A 17052-nucleotide genomic window follows, 5' to 3' on the forward strand; every position below is an offset into this window, starting at 1 on the left:
CTTTAGTCCTCCAATACTTTAAATGTATTTAATAGTTCGAATTCTTCAGTGGATTCGATTTCTTTCGTCACTTGTTTCATTTGTTCTTTCGTAATGGTATGAGTGATTGCAACGATTCTTGCTCTAGTTCCGTCAGATTTTTGCTGAACTAATTGATCGAAGCTAACATTGGCTTCCGTCATAATTTGCGTCAACTTCAAAATTTGACCACGACGATCCGGTACTTCGATCGAGAAATAATACTTCCCAGAAATCGTCTCATCTGCGGCGATTTTAGTATCGTGTTGATAGGAATTAAACATATGTCCAGTTGTTCCTAGACGGATATTTTTAGCGATCGTAATAATATCACTTACCACGCTTGTAGCAGTAGGTTTAGCACCCGCTCCCGGTCCATAATACATTGATTCACCAACACCTGAACTTTCAATAAAGACGGCATTAAACTCATTGCGAACAGATGCAATCGGATGGGATTTAGCCACTAACATCGGCCCTACTTCAACAGCAATACTACCTTCTTGACTTTCAGAAGAACCAATTAGTTTCACTTCGTACCCTAAATCGGCAGCCATTTCAACGTCATCTAACGATAATCCGCGAATTCCACGTGTATCGACTTGATCCAATCTAATATTCATTCCAAAAGCAAATTGGCTTAAAATCACCATTTTATAAGCTGCATCGATCCCATCGACATCATTCGTTGGATCAGATTCAGCAAAGCCTAATTCTTGCGCTTCTTTTAACGCTTGGTCGTATGATTTTTTTGCTGAAACCATTTGTGTCAACATATAGTTGGTCGTACCATTTACGATGCCTAAAACTTTTTGGATATTATCAGCAGCTAAACTGTTCGCAATTGTACGTAGAATCGGTATACCGCCTGCCACGCTCGCTTCATAGTACAAATCACAATGATTTTTTTGTGCTAACGCTACAAGTTCACTCCCATGTTGCGCCAAAAGATCTTTATTTGCAGTCACAATATGTTTACCATTTTCTAGTGCTTTGGTAATGAAGGTTTTAGCTGGTTCAACTTTTCCTATTAATTCTACAACGATTTTGATTTCGTCATCATTGATAATATCCTCAATAGTTGTCGTGAGGTGAATATCAAATTTCTCAGCCAGACGTCTTTTTTCTTCCTCATCTCGTACTAGTGCTTTTGAAATAACGATCTCCATCCCTGTTACTTGAGATATTTTTTCTTGATGTTCTTGTAAAATGGTTGGTACACCAGAGCCTACAGTCCCCAGTCCAAGTAAACCAATTTTCAGTTTGTCCTTCATTCTTCTTCCTCCAACTATAAAATTAGAAACATTTCATTTTCTTCTAATAAAACATGTCTCTAGTATAACGAAATGCCGAAAAAAAAACTACCCTTTTCTGTGAATTTCCCAAAGGAATCATAGAAAAAGATAGATTACTGATGTTTGATATGTTCAAATGTTTGATTCAAAATATCGATAACATGATGGTCATCCAATGTATAATAAATTGTTTTCCCCTCACGTCTTGATCTCACTACATGGCTATCACGTAATAATTTTAGTTGGTGAGAAACTGCCGATTGTTCCATCGAAAGTTGCTCTGCAATTGCTGTTACGTTTAACTCGCCTTGCTTTAACAAAAGTAAAATCCGCAATCTTGTCGGATCACTCAACACTTTGTATAACTGACTTACTTTTTGAATCTCATCTATTTCTTTCATTGCTGAGCTTCCTTTCCTTTTTTCCTCTTGACTATTATAGCAAACTTTTTTTAAAAGAGGCTATATTTGCTTCTTTTAAACGAAATCAAAAAAACAGGTAGGGCAAATCAAAGCCCTACTTGCCTTTTCACTTGTTTTTATTAACTATTTGCTTGTTTAACTGCATCAATCACAGCGTATCTAAATCCATTCTTTTCTAAAGCTGTAACGCCTTTGATCGTACTACCGCCAGGAGAGGTTACACCATCTTTTAATTCACCAGGATGCTTTTTAGTTTCTAATGCTAATTTCGCAGAGCCTAGCATCATTTGAGCAATAACTTCATAAGAAAGTGCGCGAGGCATTCCTTCCAAGACAGCGCCATCCGCTAAGGCTTCCATAAAGATATCTACAAAGGCTGGGCTACATCCAGCAACAGTTCCAAAGGTACCTAAAATAGTTTCGCTAACTTCTTCAACTTTTCCCAAAGACTTTAGCACACGAACGGCTTCTGCTTTTGTTGGTGCTGGCATATCTGCAAAAACGGCACCGATCATGCCTGCATTGACACTCACGGGCGTGTTGGGAATCGCATGGACAACATGGATTGTTTCACCTAACACAGCTTGAGCTTCTGCCACTGTATGACCGGTAGCCACTGAAATAAGAATGGTATCTTTGGCCATAAATGGTGCTGCTTGTTTTAAAATATCTAGTACAATGCTAGCCCCAGTTGCAATGAAAATCACCTTACATGCTTTCAGTGCATCATATTCTTTGATCAATTGAAATCCGAGTTTTTCTTGAAGTGCTTCAGCAGTTCCGCTTGAACCGCCTTTTACGAATAAGTTTTCTGGCGCTACTGTTTTGGCTCTTAACAAACCTTCGATCATCGCACTACCCATGTGACCTGCTCCAATAAATCCAATGTTCATATCCATCACTCCTTATAAATTTACAAATGAAAGGACTGAAGTAACACTGATTTCCAGTTTTTTTCAGTCCTAATCATTTTATTTGGTTATCTCATTGACTGCTTGCTCAAAATTCTTGATTTTTTGATCTGCTTCTATTTGTGAAGCAGCTTTAGTAGCTAAATAAAACTTAATCTTAGGTTCCGTTCCTGATGGACGAATAGCAATCCAACTTCCATCTTCCAAAAAGTATTTTAGCACATCTGAAGGTGGCGTTGTTAAGGATTCGACTTTACCATCCGCAAAGGTTCTCGTTAGTTCTTTAAAATCTTCTGTTTGAGTTACTTTGATATCTGCAAACGCGGTAGGTGCTTCTTCGCGGAATCTTTTCATCAAGGCTTTGATTTTTTCGCTGCCTTCGATACCACTCAATGTAACAGAAATTGTTTTTTCTTCAAAATAGCCATATTCTTTAAAGATATCTTGTAGTCCATCATAAAGTGTTTTTCCTTGTTTTTTGTAGAAAGCCGCAACTTCTGCCAATAAAACCAGTGCTTGAATGGCATCTTTATCACGAACAAACGATTTTACTAAATATCCGTAACTTTCTTCAAAACCAAACATGAATGTTTGAGAATGATCGGCTTCATATTGCTCGATTTTTTCTGCAATAAATTTAAATCCTGTTAAAACATCAACCATTTTTGTGTTGTATTTTGCTGTAATTGCTGTAGCTAATTCACTAGAAACAATTGATTTTAAGACAACGGCATTTTCTGGTAGCGTACCTGCTTGTTTGTGCGCTTCTAAAATGTATTGAATCATAATCGAACCTAATTGGTTCCCTGTTAAAACTTGATATGAACCATTCGGTAACCGAACTGCTGCGCCTAAGCGATCCGCGTCTGGATCAGTGGCGATCAATAAATCAGCATCTTCTTTTTCACCTAAACGAATAGCATATTCAAAAGCAGAATGTTCTTCTGGATTTGGTGATTTGACTGTTGTGAAATCTGGATCAGCGATTGCTTGTTCCGGAACAAGTACAAATTTTTCAAAGCCAGCTTGCTTTAATGCTTTTTCACCTAACATTTTACCTGTACCGTGTAAAGGGGTATAAACCAGTTTCAATTCTTTCCCCATTTCATTGATTAATTCTTGGTTGATCGTAACGTTTTTGATCTCTTTCAAGTAAGCAGTATCGACTTCTTCCCCAATGATTGAAATTAAGTCACGCTCTTTTGCCTTGTCTTCAGCTAAAACATCAACTTTTAATGGATTTTCGACTTCGCGAACATACTTTGTTAATGCATCAGCATCAGCGGGTGGCATTTGTCCACCATCTGCACCGTAAACTTTATAACCATTATACGCAGCCGGATTATGAGAGGCTGTGATCATGATCCCAGAGAAAGCATTGAGATGACGAACAGCAAAAGACAGCTCAGGTGTTGGTCGTAAACTTTCAAAGACAAAAGCCGGAATATCATGGTTTGCTAATGTTTTAGCAGCTTCCATTGCAAATTCTGGTGACATGTGGCGTGAATCATAAGCAATCGCCACTCCCCGTCTTTTCGTTTCCATTCCTTCAGCATCCATAAAACGGGCTAACCCTTCAGTTGCTTGACGGATCGTAAAAATATTCATTCGGTTGATCCCTGCACCTAAAATGCCGCGCATCCCTGCCGTGCCAAACTCTAATGGTGCATAAAAGGCATCTTGACATTTTTCAGGATCTTCTTTTAGATCTTTCAATTCTTTTTTTAGATTTTCTGGTATATTTTCTTCATTTATCCACTGTTCATAGACTTGTTCCCAAGACATATCAGCACCTCTTTTATCATTTGTTTTCTTACCCACTAATAAGTATATCATTCTAGCGCTTTTGAGGAAAGCGATGCCTAAAATTTACTCCTTCAGGTAATTACTTTAACAAGCCTTGAATTTGCAAGAGTTGATCTGTAAGCATTGGAGGTTCAGTAGCAAAGAAATCGGAAATTTTTTGACTCCAGCGTTTGGTTTCTCGTGCTTCTGCAAAGTTTTCCATCGTTTGATCGTATTCTTCAATCAATTGATACACATATGGTTGGTACTTATTATAATGAATGACAGTTGTCTCTGGTAAGCGTGGTTTGACCTGCATTTCTACGATTGGTTGTCCAATACTTAACCCAAATAGTGGAAATGTATGTTCCGGTAGTTCTAGTAATCTGCTAATTTCTTTTCCATGTTTGCGAATACTTCCGACGACGACAGATCCTAACCCGAAGCTTTCCGCAGCAATGACTGCATTTTCGAGTGCTAAGGCGGCATCTGTTGTTGCTAAGATAACTGGTTCGATACTTTCATTTATAGGGTAAGTGCTATCATATGCTTCACTGACCATCTTCGAACGATGGAGATCTCCAATAAAAAGTAAAAAAACCGAACTTTTCTTGATTTGAGGATTCCCTGGATTCCATTCTACTAACTGTTCACGGATTTGCTTGTCTTGAAGTACGATAATACTGTAAAATTGACCATTCATCCAACTAGGTGCCTGTCTTGCCGCATCTAATATTGCTTGTAATTGAGCTTGAGGTATAACATAATTTTCGTCAAAATCACGATAACTGCGGCGATTTTGTAATAATTCAATCGTTTGATTCATAATAGCGAATCCCTCCTTTTTTTCTATTTTATCATAGTCTGTTTGAGTCCATACTCATTTTTTTAGTTATCTCTCGTAATTTCGTTTCAAATAGTGGGAAATTTGTTTCATCTACTCTAGAAAAATTGATCCGAATACTGTCTTGATTTTCACTAAAAAAGAAACTAGGGGCAATCAATAATCTTTCTTGTAAAAAAATAGCCCAGTCTTTTTGTTCTAGTTTCCCCTGCTTCCATTTTGCCCAAATATAAAAACCACCCTCTGGCATCGTAACTTCCCATTCTGGTAATTGATCTAGTAGTTGAAATACAGCTTTTCCTCTTTGTTCTAACTTTTGTTTCAGAGACAAAACCTTAGTCGGAAAATTTTCATCAGTTAGCGCTAAATTTGCTAATAACTGCGGAAAGATACTTAATGAAAAATCCATCATTTTTCTAGCCTCAGCTAACTGTTGATTAACAGAGGTGGGCGCACTTAACCAGCCAATTTTGGTTGTCGAACCAAGAATCTTTGAAAGCGAGCCGATATAGAGCACATTTTCTGGATCTAATTTTTTTAACGGCTGAATTTTATCTGAGGGAACAAAATTTAATTTAGCAAAAACATCATCTTCTAAAATCGGTATTTGGTAGTTTTGACAAAGTTCAACAAGTGCTTTTCTACGTTTCATCGACATTGTTTTACCGGTAGGATTTTGAAATGACGGATTGACCATAACCATCTTGACTCGATGTTGACGAATCACTTTTTCCAATGAGAGCAGATCGATACCTTCTTGATCCATATTCACTCCGTAAAGGCGGATCCCGGCTGCTTGAAAAATGGGTAGCGCATAAAGAAAAGATGGGTCTTCAATTGCAACGCTGTCACCCGATTGCAACAGTACTTGCAAAATCAAGAATAGTGCTTGCTGTGCACCAGAAGTAATCAAAAGGCTTTCTGGAGAAAGAGAAAAGCCATATTCCTTTTCCGTTTCATTACTAATTGCTTGTCGCAAAGGATAATAGCCTAGATCATCTTGTTGTTCTTCTTCTAAAAAATGTTTCCAGGTCAGTGGTGGAAATGAAAAACTCGGAATTAGATCTAATGGTAATTCACCTGTATACAAATCTAAAACGTCATGATCAGACTGTTTGATCAATCTTTCGATCTGTTCTGTGTATGGATCAACTTTAGCAAATACATTTTGTTCTAGATAACGACGCCAGTCCGTTCTTGGCGTGGTGCTAATGCCCCATTTCCCTTCATTAACAATTGTACCGCTTCCTTGTTTTCTGACGATCCAACCTAGTGCAACCAATTCGTCTAAAGCATGAACGACTGTAGAGCGATTGACTTGAAAGTAAGCGGCTAGTTTTCTTTCTGAAGGTAAACGTTCGCCGGGAAGTAGGTCACCGTTTTTTATGTAGCTTAAAATTAGTTCGATAATACTTACGTAGACTGGTACGCCTTTTTCTTTTTTTAGTGACCACATGGTTTTGCCTCCTGTATTTTATTTGGTAGTTTAAAAGTACAACTCTTATTTTGATTGTCTTGTACTGCTCAACATCAAATCACTTCGTTCTTTGTGTTTCAATGGATCAACTCTCCCTTTGCTCGTCTTGTACTGCTCAACATCAAATCACTTCGTTCTTTGTGTTTCGCAGCAATTGGATGACCTGAAAATAACCCAATTGGCTGTTTTTGTCAACTGATGTTTGTTTTACAATACGTATATCAAAATATTTTCTGAATAGAGGTTGAAAGATGATCAAAAAAGTATTAACAGTTGCTGGTTCTGATTCTAGCGGCGGTGCAGGAATTCAAGCGGATTTAAAAACGTTTGAGGAGTATGGAACATTTGGTTTTTCAGCTTTAACTAGCATTGTAACCATGGATCCTGATGAAGGGTGGAGTCATTTAGTAACACCAATCGAGCCTGATTTAGTAGAAAAGCAATTGAAAACTATTTTTGCGGGCGGCGCTCTTGATGCGATGAAAACAGGGATGCTTGGAACAATCGAAGCGATTGAAATCACTCGCACTTATATTGATAAATTTGCTATGGATAATATTGTGATCGATCCAGTTATGGCTTGTAAAGGGACTAGTGAATTATTACAACCAGAAAATGTGGCAGCGATGACTCGTTTACTTTTACCAAAAGCAACTGTGACCACGCCTAATTTAGTTGAAGCAGGGATTTTATCTGGAATGGGTGATTTGACTTCCATCGACCAAATGAAAGAAGCTGCTAAAAAGATTCTTGATTTAGGACCAAAAAATGTTGTCATCAAAGGTGGCCACCGCTTAAAAACGGATAAGGCCGTCGACCTTTTTTATGATGGAACTGATTTTACTATTTTTGAAAGTGAACTATTTTCAACTGATTATAATCACGGAGCAGGATGTACGTTCGCTGCTGCAGTAACTGCTGGTCTTGCCAAAGGTTATTCAGTTGTTGAAGCCGTTGCCTTAGCTAAAAAATTCGTAGCTGCAGCAATTAAAAATGGACAAAAAATCAATCCATTTCTTGGGCATGTCTGGCATGGTGCATACAATCATGCTTCCGACAGAATGACCGAAAATTAAGGAGCGATCAAATGAATAAACAAAGTTCAACAACGTCTATTGTGCTAGTTGGTTTATTTGCAGCCTTAACCGTTCTTGGCACAATGATCAAAATCCCTATGCCTACTGGCGCTTTTGCTCATTTAGGCAATTCTGTTTTATTGTTAGCCGTTCTTTTGATTGGTTATAAAAAAGGCGCTTTAGCTGGTGGCTTAGGTTTTGCAATTTTTGATGTTTTAAATGGCTTTGCCGCTGAAGCACCTTATTTTATTCTAGAAAGTTTTATTGTTGGCGGTGCTGCTGCTTTGGTTATTTGGTTTTTCCACCATAATCTCGATGCTATTTGGAAAATCATTGTGATAGCTACAGTAACCGGCTTTGCTAAAATCATTATGACTCAAATTAAGAATACTGTGATGGGCCTCTTAGCTGGTGCTGATGTTAATGTGGCTTTTGCAAGCGCCCTATCAAAATTACCTGCAACATTTATTAATGTAGTTACGACAATTGTGATTGTAACGCTCGCTTATTTCCCATTGAAAAAAGCAATGGACGTCATTTTTACAAGGCAATCATTTTAGAGAACCAAACAAAAAAACTTCGCCTAATTTGGTAAAATAACCAACTTAAGCGAAGTTTTTCTATTTATCATTAGTAAAAATGCTTTCAAGCACCCAAAAAATGATTCCTGAAACTGGGAAAATCACCCAGTTTATTCCCCAATTTCCTAATAGTAACCCCTGACATACAAAGATTCCTACAATAATCGGCCAGTAGATTTTTTCCAACGTTTCAAACCATGCAGGTCTTCTGCTATTTCGTTCTGCTATTGCTTTAGGACCTGGCTTTCCATCATCTGAAATAAAATAGGTTTGTTCTAGCATTTTAGTGAAACTTCCCATGATCACGCCTCCAAAGATAAAAAAGAAGACACCAAAGGAAGCCAACACTAAAAGACAAGCAATACCAAAAAATTCTGCGCCATACAATGTTTCGAAAAAGACAACAGGTATTACAGATAAAATACACAACACCACTCCAGCAACCATACAGAAAATAAAGGAGCGCTGAAACAGTTCTTTTCTCTTTTTCATTTCGTTTTTAACTTGAATCGAAATCAAGCGATCATCCAATTTTTTACTTGTATTAGCGATAGTTGTGCCTGCAATGATAAATAACGGAACGCCAATTGCTGCTCCTAAGAAAATAAACAACAGCCCGAAGCCCTCTGCAACGCCTTCACCATATAATTCTATACTAACAAAAAAGGCTGCTGCTCCTAACATAATAAACGCCACACCTAAACCGATCATTGTCGCAGCTCTATGATACACTTTAAGAAAATCAACTGATTCGTCAATAGTGATTTCATTTAATTCGTAGCCCTTCTCATCAATAAATTCTTGTTTAATATTCATTTCTTCCAATAGTTCATCGATTGAACCAAATTCTGCAATCACGCCGCCGATTGCTTCGTTCTCGGATTTTCCTTGACCTTTCAAATCTTCATATCGGTCTTCGGCACTAGCTAATAGATCTTCCTTCAATTGTTTCGTTTGGCTTGTTTCTGCTACTCCCAAAAATAAACTGTCAATATAATCCCTGATTGTTTTCATTACTTTTCCTCCTTGATGAAGCGTTCAACCACTTTTTTTGTAAGTGTCCACTCCGCTATCTTTTCCTCTAAATAGGTTTGTCCAGATGTTGTGATTTTATAGTATGTTCTTTTTTTTCCATGTGTGATTTGACCTGGAAAAGAGGCTATAAATCCATTTTTTTCTAAACGATTAAAGGCTGAATACAGTGTCGTTTCTTTAATTGAATAGTTATTCTCAGAAATTTCTGTGATTCTTTTAGAAATGGCATAGCCGTATGAATCACCTTCCTGCAATACAGACAAGATAAATGTATCGTTATAGCCTCTGATTGCATCACTTCCGATCATTGAATCACCTCCGATTACTCCATCTGATGTACTACGTCTGTCGTTGTAATTATCATAGCACGATTACTACGACAGGTAAAGTAAAAATAATCAAAATAAAAAAGAAGCGTAAAATACGCTCCTTTTTTATTGCAAAATCCAGCGGCTGATTGCTGAGTTGATGATACGCAATGCTTGGTGATCAAAGGAAGAGAACTCTTTGATTAAATTGTATCACCATTAAATATTGAATTTTTAACGATCACATAGTCTACCTTACGAATCGCTTCAAGATCACGGCCACCAGCATATGAAATGGAAGACTGTAAATCTTGCTGCATTTCTACTAGCGTATCCGCCAAACTACCTTTATGCTGAATCCAGATTTTCTTTCCTTCAACATTTTTCTTTTCACCCTTTTGAAACTCAGAAGCACTACCGAAGTATTCTTTATAAACAACCCCGTTTTCTACTTTTGTTTCACCTGGTGATTCCTCATGACCTGCAAATAATGAGCCAATCATCACCATCGTTGCGCCAAAGCGTACTGATTTTGCTACATCACCTGGCGTACGAATCCCGCCATCAGCAATAATTGGTTTTCTAGCTGCTTTTGCACACCAACGTAGTGCTGCTAATTGCCAACCGCCAGTTCCAAATCCTGTCTTGATTTTAGTGATACAAACTTTACCAGGACCAATGCCGACTTTTGTTGCATCTGCTCCTGCATTTTCTAGCTCACGAACCGCTTCAGGTGTTCCCACATTACCAGCGATAACGAACGTTTCTGGTAAATGTTTTTTCAAATGCTGAATCATATTGATTACGGCATTTGAATGACCATGTGCAATATCGATCGTTACATAATCAGGAACCAAATTACGTTTAGCTAATTCTTCTACAAACCCATACTCCGCTTCCTTTACACCTACACTGATAGATGTGATCAAGCCTTTGGCATTCATTTTTTCGATAAATGGAATACGTGCATTTTCATCGAAACGATGCATAATATAAAAATAATTATTTTTAGCTAAAAATTCTGCAATTTCATCATCAATGATCGTCTGCATATTCGCAGGTACCACTGGCATTTTAAAGGTATGTTTCCCTAATTTTACAACTGTATCACATTCTGAACGACTGCTCACGATACACTTATTTGGGATCAACTGGACATCTTCGTAATCAAAAACTTTCATACTGTATTGCCTCCTAATAGGTTCTAATAAAAACACGCAAAAACACGAACATTAAACCATTAATAGTTCGCATTTTCAAGCACCTATGTCAATTTACACCATCCATTTGTAAATGTCAAAGGTAAATGCCGAAAAACACATAAACTAAAAGGGTATTGTTCGTGTTTTGATTCAAAAAAGATTTCCGTCTTTTTTAGACAGCCTTTATTTCTTTCTGTTTCGTTATTTGTTCTTCAATTTTTTCTTCAGGTAAAAGACGATTTAACAGAATTGCAGCAATCGATGCTGTTGCAACTGATGAACCAAATAGATATTGTAAAAATGATGGGAGTGATTGAATAAATTCTTTAGGAATCAAGGTCAACGCCAAGGTTAAGATCATTGGAATCGCAATCACATACATGGCTTTTTCATTGATTTCAACTTCTTTGATGACTTTCATCCCACTAATCGAAATGATTCCGCAAACAATCACAAAAACGCCACCGATCACAGGTGCCGGAATTGAAGAAATCAAAGTCGATAACTTTCCAGATAAACCAAATACGATAAACCATGCGCCAGCCGCTACAAATACTTTTTTACTTGCAACTCCTGTAATCGAAATAATCCCAGCATTCGTAGAATAGCCCGTTACTGGTGTTGTTCCCAACATGGATGAGATCAGGCAGCCGATTCCTTCTCCGACCACTCCGCGATTGATATTTTCATCTGTTAAAGGTTCTTCACAAACATTGCTGACTGCAAACCAAGTTCCTGTCGTTTCAGCCATTAATACAACATAAATAATGATCATCGTCAAAATTGAAGACAGATCAAATGAAAAGTGAAAATCTACAAACGGCACTTGAGGAACACTTGCTAGCGGTGCATTCTTAACTTGAGATAAATCAAGGATTCCCATAAACTGTGCTGCTAAACAGCCAATAACCAAAGCTAAAATCACAGAAGATATTCGGAAAATCCGCCCTTTCCCAGGAAATTGCGATCCGATCATCGCAAACAACACAAGTGAAACAGCTGCAATCACTGCCAATAAAATATTTTGACCTAAATCTCCAGATGCCATGAAAACATTGTCATTCAACGCTACCGGCATTAATGATAAGCCGACAATAAAAATAATAGTGCCACCGACGATGGGCGGTACAAAAGCTTTGATCAAACGATTAAAAATACCTGTTAATCCTAAAATAATGACTAAGACGGCCCCGATCAAACTAGCGCCTAAAACAGTCCCCCAGCCGTTTCCATTTTGATTATTTGCAAAATAAATCCCTGCAATAGCGCCAATTGGAATAAAAGACGGTCCTTGTGCTACGGGTAATTTCATGCAAAAGTAAGATTGAATGATCGTTGCAACCCCTGCAGCGATGAAAGTAGCCTGAATAAGTGCAGATGATTCTTTGGTTGTCAAACCAATAATCGATGCAATAATAAACGGCACAACATAGACATCCATTGCTAAAACATGTTGGATTCCTAAAAGTGCTGACTGTCCAATCGATAGATCATCATTGGGTCCTACGGTTAATTTGGATGTTTTCACTTGATTTTCTGTCATTTTACTTTTCACACCTCTAGCTCTTTTTTATTTTTATCATGAACTTTTCTTCCTTGAATCCAAACTTCATCAATGTTTTTAGGTCGAGATAAATACAGAATTTTTTGAAAAATAGTCATTAAAGGTTCTTCTTCTGAAAAAATAGGTAACTCTTTACTGTCAATAATTTGAATATCCCATGCATAGTCAACAGCAATTTTTCCAATTGGCAGACTTAGTGATTCACCACCACCAGCAGTTGCGAGATAAAAAGCTTCATTCAAGGTAATACTTGACCCAGAAACCCCACGTTTTTCACTGCAACAACTTTTATCTACGCCATCTTCTAACATTCTAGAAGACATTACTGCTTGTCGAATATTGTCAAATAAACTTGGAGAAAACCCGCCAGAAATATCACTTCCTAGACCTACTTCTACTTGATGTTCATGTAATAATTTAGCAACTGGAGTAACGGCATTACCAAAGTATGCATTGGAAATCGGACAATGAGCAACTGCCGTCCCTTTCTCAGCAAATAACTTCATATCTTCATCGGAAAGGAAGCCACAATGGGCCATCACTGATTTTTCTGTCATTAACCCAAAATCATTTAAAGCAAATGCATCATTTTTTCCAAAACGCTCTTGCACAAAAGTATGCGCCCAATCGCTCTCACTACAATGTGATTGAATGTGAACATCATATTTAGCGGCTAAAGCACCTAATCCTTTCAAAGAGTCGTCAGTACAACTTGGAATAAATCGGGGAGTGACAACTGGATATACTCCTTGTGGTGTTTTTTTATTCAATTCTAATACTTCTTGAATAAATAATTCTGTTTCTTCAAGAGCTACAGCCGTCGTTGCATCTCGATAGTAAGCAGGATTTTGTTCTAGATCGTCCATCACAACTTTACCCACTAAGCCTCTTTGACCTTTTTCACTGCAAATTTCTGCCAAGCGTCGACTTGCTTCTCGATGAACCGTGGCAAAATACAAAGCAGTTGTTGTCCCATTTTTGATCAACTTAGTCACTAAATCCGAATAGACGGTTTCGGCAAAGTCTCCATCAGCAAATTTTGCTTCTAACGGAAAGGTGTACGTGTTGAGCCAGTCATATAATGGCAAATCAAGCGCCGTACCAGCTTGTGCCCACTGTGGAGCATGGATATGAAGATCGATAAATCCGGGTAAGATATATTGATCTGGCGCCAATTCTTGAAATTTATTTTTTGCCGAATACTCTTCAATAATCTGATCATATTCTTCTGATTCTGGGGCAATAATCTTGCCGATTACACCTGTTTCTGAAATACAAAATAGACAGTTTTCAAATGTGTTAACATTTTTTGGATCAACACTTGAAAATGCAGTTCCTTTTACAACAAAATTAAACAAAATAAGGGCTCCCTTCGTAACGATACAAAGAGTATTATATACAATAATTCGTTTTTAATCTATATTTTTTTTGTAAAAAGATAAAATCTCACTGAACAACACTAAAACACGAATATTAAATCAAAAAAACTTAAACAAAATGAATGAAGCATTTTGTTTAAGTCTTTAAAGAGAACTTTTTTAGATCCAAATCTTTTTTTGGATGACTTCTTTTGGAAGGGAGTCTCTACGTAACGCATACTTAGCAAGCTTAGCTTGAACAAGTTTTTTTCTTCCTTCTAGTTTTCTGGAGTAGATCAAGTTACTTTTACCTGGAAAATAGTGATTGATTGCAGTTTGATACATCATAGCCGTCTTTTTATTGCGACCAAATACCTCTGGCACACTAAGAATCTCAGCGTTTTTTAAATAAATAAAGTAGCGCGGATTCTCTATTGGTGAAAGAACTTCCTTCATCGTAGTATGAAAGAGCCGTTCTTCTTGGTAGTTTGCTTGAGTAAAATAACATGTACATTCACTAGTTGAAGCATTGATCGTGATTCTTTTTAAAGCATCTGACTCAAACATGCCAAGTTCCACAAATGTTTCCGTTACACTGAATGCCAAATAACGAATGTGGTCGACTTCCTTTTGCCACTCTTTTTTTCTGACATATGCTTGATAGGTTTCCAAAACTTTTTCCCTATTGAAGGTCGCTAAAATTGCTAATCCATCCACACCGAAAATCATACCGCCTAAAATAGGATTCGCAATCATAGAGAAAATGCCAGCAATTGACAAAACTGCAATTCCTATCCCCGAATAAAGTCGCCCTTTATCAAAGTATTTAGCCGCTTGCGCCTTAACGACTAACAAAGGTGTGGTAGATTTATCTTCAGCTTGTTTTCTAATGATTAAAGGCATTGTCAAATGATTCCCTTTTTCTAACCCTTGTTTCCAACGTTGCTCCAACTGTTCCCTTTCATTGCACCAATACAGCATCTCTTGGTTGTAGACCGCAATTTCTTTTCCGGAACTAACACTTATTAGATCGAAACGTTCTACACCACTTTCAATAACCGGCTGTGTCTCAAAAGTTAAACCACAGATGTAGCCCATACGTTTCATGATTCGGTTAAGGTCTATTTGCATAGAAAAGTCTAGTCCAGGTAGAACAACCGCTAAATGCCAGATATTCGTTGTTTTTCCTTTCTTATGCATTCGTAAGCCACGTCCTCTCAGTTGTTGAGTTTGAGTAAAAGAGGTAGCGTGATTTGCTAAAACAACCGTATTAATTGCAGGACAGTTCCAGCCTTCTCCAAGTAAACTACTGGTTCCAATCAGTAATTGAATCTCTTTTTGATCCACTAACTCCGTTAGAATGCTTAAAACTTTGGAACGCATTTGTTCATTAGAATAAACAACAACATATTTACTAAAATAAGGATGCTCGGTGATTTTGATTGAACTGTCGGAAAATAAGGGTTGAAATTCTTTCGAAATAATTAAAAATTCGCCACAAACTGCAGCTAAATTTACATCTTCACTGAAAAAAGGAACTAGATAATCGAATATTGGAATCAAGCCGTACTCCAACTCACCATTTTTCCCAGCTAGAACCTCTTTTTTTATAAAATCTGTTAAAACTAAACCACAAAGGTCTCGACCCATTTTCTCATATTCACAAAGTAATATACGACAGATTGCTTCTTTTTTTTCAATTGGCGCTTGGTTCACTATACGATCTGAAAATTCTGGAAACAATTGCAACTGATTTTGGACTAGCCAACCTTTACTTTCTAAATAAGTAAATAAAGACAACTTGGGATCGCAGTCGTATAAATAAGTCAGCAAATGAATCAAATGTTTTTTTTCAAGTGTTGGGAAGGATAATTTTTCCCCTTGCGAGCATGACACACCTAACATGTGCCAATGTTGCTCCTCTAATTGATAACCATGTAAATGTAAAAATAATAAAGCGCTTAAAAATACATCAAAAGATTGATAGATAAATTCCTCATGTTCTATTGGATTTTGGATAAAGCCTTTTTGCAACAGACAGTTTGAAATCTCAGTGCTTGCAACAATTGTTTCAACGATTTCAGATTGATTTTGCATAAATTCTTCGTAGCGTGCAATGATCCCTGTAGGTGCTGAAACTAAATAAAGATAGTCTTGGTGTGGCGCTAGCGCTTGCTCTTTAATTAATTGAGGAATCGCTATTTCTTCATCAATAGGTCCATTTAAAAGTTGATATTGCTGCCATTCTTGTAAGTCAGCATCATATGGTGGCGTAGCTGTTAACGAAACAGTAATTAATTCCGGGGCTTCAATTTTTAAAGCAAGTAACACTTCCCCCCAGCTCTTCTTTAAGTGGTGTGCTTCATCTAAAACTAAAACACCGATTTTTTCTCTTTTAAAAAATGTTGGGTCATTTTTTAATCGACTGTAAATCGTCTGATAGGTTTCAACTGTAATCTCTTTTAATGAATCAATAGAATCAGAAACCTCAGATCGATCAGCTGTTTTTTTCAAAAATATTGTTTCTATTGTCCTAATCCATTGCTGCTTCAATACTAAAGATGGCACTAAAATCAAGGTTTTCTCATTCAACTGGCGAATGATTTCGATCCCCAAGTATGTTTTGCCTGAACCCGGAGGTACAACTAGATGAACCGACTGATTCTCCTTGTAATTTGGTAGTCGTTCCAATAATTGCTTTTGGTATTTACGCCACGTTACAGTTTCACTTGTTAGAATCGTCATGAATTTTTTGTGCATCCTTTCCTTGATTTCTTTGTTCCAAACGATCGATTTTTTCATGTAGTTCAGTAATTGTCTTTTGCAATTCATCATGCATAGTATCGTGCTTTTTATGTAACGTAGTCAAGCTATGATGAATAAGCGTGCCGCTCCCAGCTGCCAAAGAAGCACCTAGAGCACTTAAAACATTTGTATAATTTCCCAGTATCAACTGCACATTAGCTGAAGGTTGCGCATTTTTCAATAGAGGTATCCACATAGTCAGTACCGCAAAAACAACTAAGTAGAAAAATAGGAATAAATAAATAAAAATAGACAGTTTACTTGATAATAAAGTTGGGATAGACGTTAAAAATTGATTGATTTTCTTCATTTTTATGGACTCCTTTTTTTGTAGGTGGCTAATCGAACACTTATTCATTATGAGTGATAGT

The 17052-nt window shown here is 37.2% G+C and carries 15 protein-coding genes; 2 read left to right on the forward strand and 13 right to left on the reverse strand.

Features of this window, described 5'->3' with window-relative positions:
• Positions 1 to 2: 2 nt before the first annotated feature.
• The 6 genes from ATZ35_RS14145 to ATZ35_RS14170 all read right to left on the reverse strand — a co-directional run bounded on the left by ATZ35_RS14145 (position 3) and on the right by ATZ35_RS14170 (position 6731).
• Positions 3 to 1292, reverse strand: a complete 1290-nt coding sequence (locus ATZ35_RS14145; protein ID WP_208927800.1) for a homoserine dehydrogenase — start codon at positions 1290 to 1292, stop codon at positions 3 to 5.
• Between the two features lie 134 nt (positions 1293 to 1426).
• Positions 1427 to 1714 (reverse strand): ArsR/SmtB family transcription factor, encoded by a 288-nt coding sequence (locus ATZ35_RS14150; RefSeq protein ID WP_208927801.1) that lies wholly within the window; start codon positions 1712 to 1714, stop codon positions 1427 to 1429.
• A gap of 140 nt (positions 1715 to 1854) precedes the next feature.
• A complete protein-coding gene (gene proC / locus ATZ35_RS14155; RefSeq protein ID WP_208927802.1) occupies positions 1855 to 2628 on the reverse strand; it encodes a pyrroline-5-carboxylate reductase in 774 nt (257 codons plus the stop codon).
• Positions 2629 to 2706: 78 nt separating this feature from the next.
• Positions 2707 to 4431, reverse strand: coding sequence for a phospho-sugar mutase (locus ATZ35_RS14160; protein WP_208927803.1), 1725 nt, complete (start codon positions 4429 to 4431; stop codon positions 2707 to 2709).
• A gap of 100 nt (positions 4432 to 4531) precedes the next feature.
• Positions 4532 to 5257: a nitroreductase family protein gene (locus ATZ35_RS14165; protein WP_208927804.1), complete on the reverse strand. Its 726-nt coding sequence runs from the start codon at positions 5255 to 5257 to the stop codon at positions 4532 to 4534.
• Positions 5258 to 5288: 31 nt separating this feature from the next.
• Positions 5289 to 6731: an aminotransferase-like domain-containing protein gene (locus ATZ35_RS14170; RefSeq protein WP_208927805.1), complete on the reverse strand. Its 1443-nt coding sequence runs from the start codon at positions 6729 to 6731 to the stop codon at positions 5289 to 5291.
• Between the two features lie 272 nt (positions 6732 to 7003).
• Here ATZ35_RS14170 and thiD point away from each other — a divergent pair, with 272 nt between their 5' ends.
• Both thiD and ATZ35_RS14180 read left to right on the forward strand, forming a co-directional pair.
• The gene (gene thiD, locus ATZ35_RS14175; RefSeq protein WP_208927806.1) at positions 7004 to 7828 is read left to right on the forward strand and encodes a bifunctional hydroxymethylpyrimidine kinase/phosphomethylpyrimidine kinase; all 825 of its coding nucleotides are present in this window, start codon (positions 7004 to 7006) and stop codon (positions 7826 to 7828) included.
• Between the two features lie 11 nt (positions 7829 to 7839).
• Complete coding sequence (locus tag ATZ35_RS14180; RefSeq protein WP_208927807.1) at positions 7840 to 8388, forward strand: ECF transporter S component; 549 nt, start codon at positions 7840 to 7842, stop codon at positions 8386 to 8388.
• Positions 8389 to 8448: 60 nt separating this feature from the next.
• Here ATZ35_RS14180 and ATZ35_RS14185 read toward each other — a convergent pair whose 3' ends face one another.
• The 7 genes from ATZ35_RS14185 to ATZ35_RS14215 all read right to left on the reverse strand — a co-directional run bounded on the left by ATZ35_RS14185 (position 8449) and on the right by ATZ35_RS14215 (position 16991).
• Positions 8449 to 9423 (reverse strand): permease prefix domain 1-containing protein, encoded by a 975-nt coding sequence (locus tag ATZ35_RS14185; protein WP_208927808.1) that lies wholly within the window; start codon positions 9421 to 9423, stop codon positions 8449 to 8451.
• Entirely contained in the window at positions 9423 to 9752 is a 330-nt protein-coding gene (locus ATZ35_RS14190) for a PadR family transcriptional regulator (RefSeq protein ID WP_086279283.1), read from the reverse strand. Before ATZ35_RS14190 ends, ATZ35_RS14185 begins: the two co-directional genes overlap by 1 nt.
• Positions 9753 to 9955: 203 nt before the next feature.
• A complete protein-coding gene (gene guaC / locus ATZ35_RS14195; RefSeq protein WP_208927809.1) occupies positions 9956 to 10933 on the reverse strand; it encodes a GMP reductase in 978 nt (325 codons plus the stop codon).
• 193 nt (positions 10934 to 11126) lie between these two features.
• Positions 11127 to 12497 (reverse strand): uracil-xanthine permease family protein, encoded by a 1371-nt coding sequence (locus ATZ35_RS14200; RefSeq protein WP_208927810.1) that lies wholly within the window; start codon positions 12495 to 12497, stop codon positions 11127 to 11129.
• Between the two features lie 8 nt (positions 12498 to 12505).
• Positions 12506 to 13876, reverse strand: a complete 1371-nt coding sequence (guaD, locus tag ATZ35_RS14205; protein ID WP_208927811.1) for a guanine deaminase — start codon at positions 13874 to 13876, stop codon at positions 12506 to 12508.
• Positions 13877 to 14056: 180 nt separating this feature from the next.
• Positions 14057 to 16621: a DEAD/DEAH box helicase family protein gene (locus ATZ35_RS14210; RefSeq protein WP_208927812.1), complete on the reverse strand. Its 2565-nt coding sequence runs from the start codon at positions 16619 to 16621 to the stop codon at positions 14057 to 14059.
• Positions 16602 to 16991 (reverse strand): hypothetical protein, encoded by a 390-nt coding sequence (locus ATZ35_RS14215; RefSeq protein WP_208927813.1) that lies wholly within the window; start codon positions 16989 to 16991, stop codon positions 16602 to 16604. Before ATZ35_RS14215 ends, ATZ35_RS14210 begins: the two co-directional genes overlap by 20 nt.
• Positions 16992 to 17052: the final 61 nt, after the last annotated feature.

Source organism: Enterococcus rotai (assembly GCF_001465345.1).
Lineage (GTDB): Bacteria > Bacillota > Bacilli > Lactobacillales > Enterococcaceae > Enterococcus_L > Enterococcus_L rotai.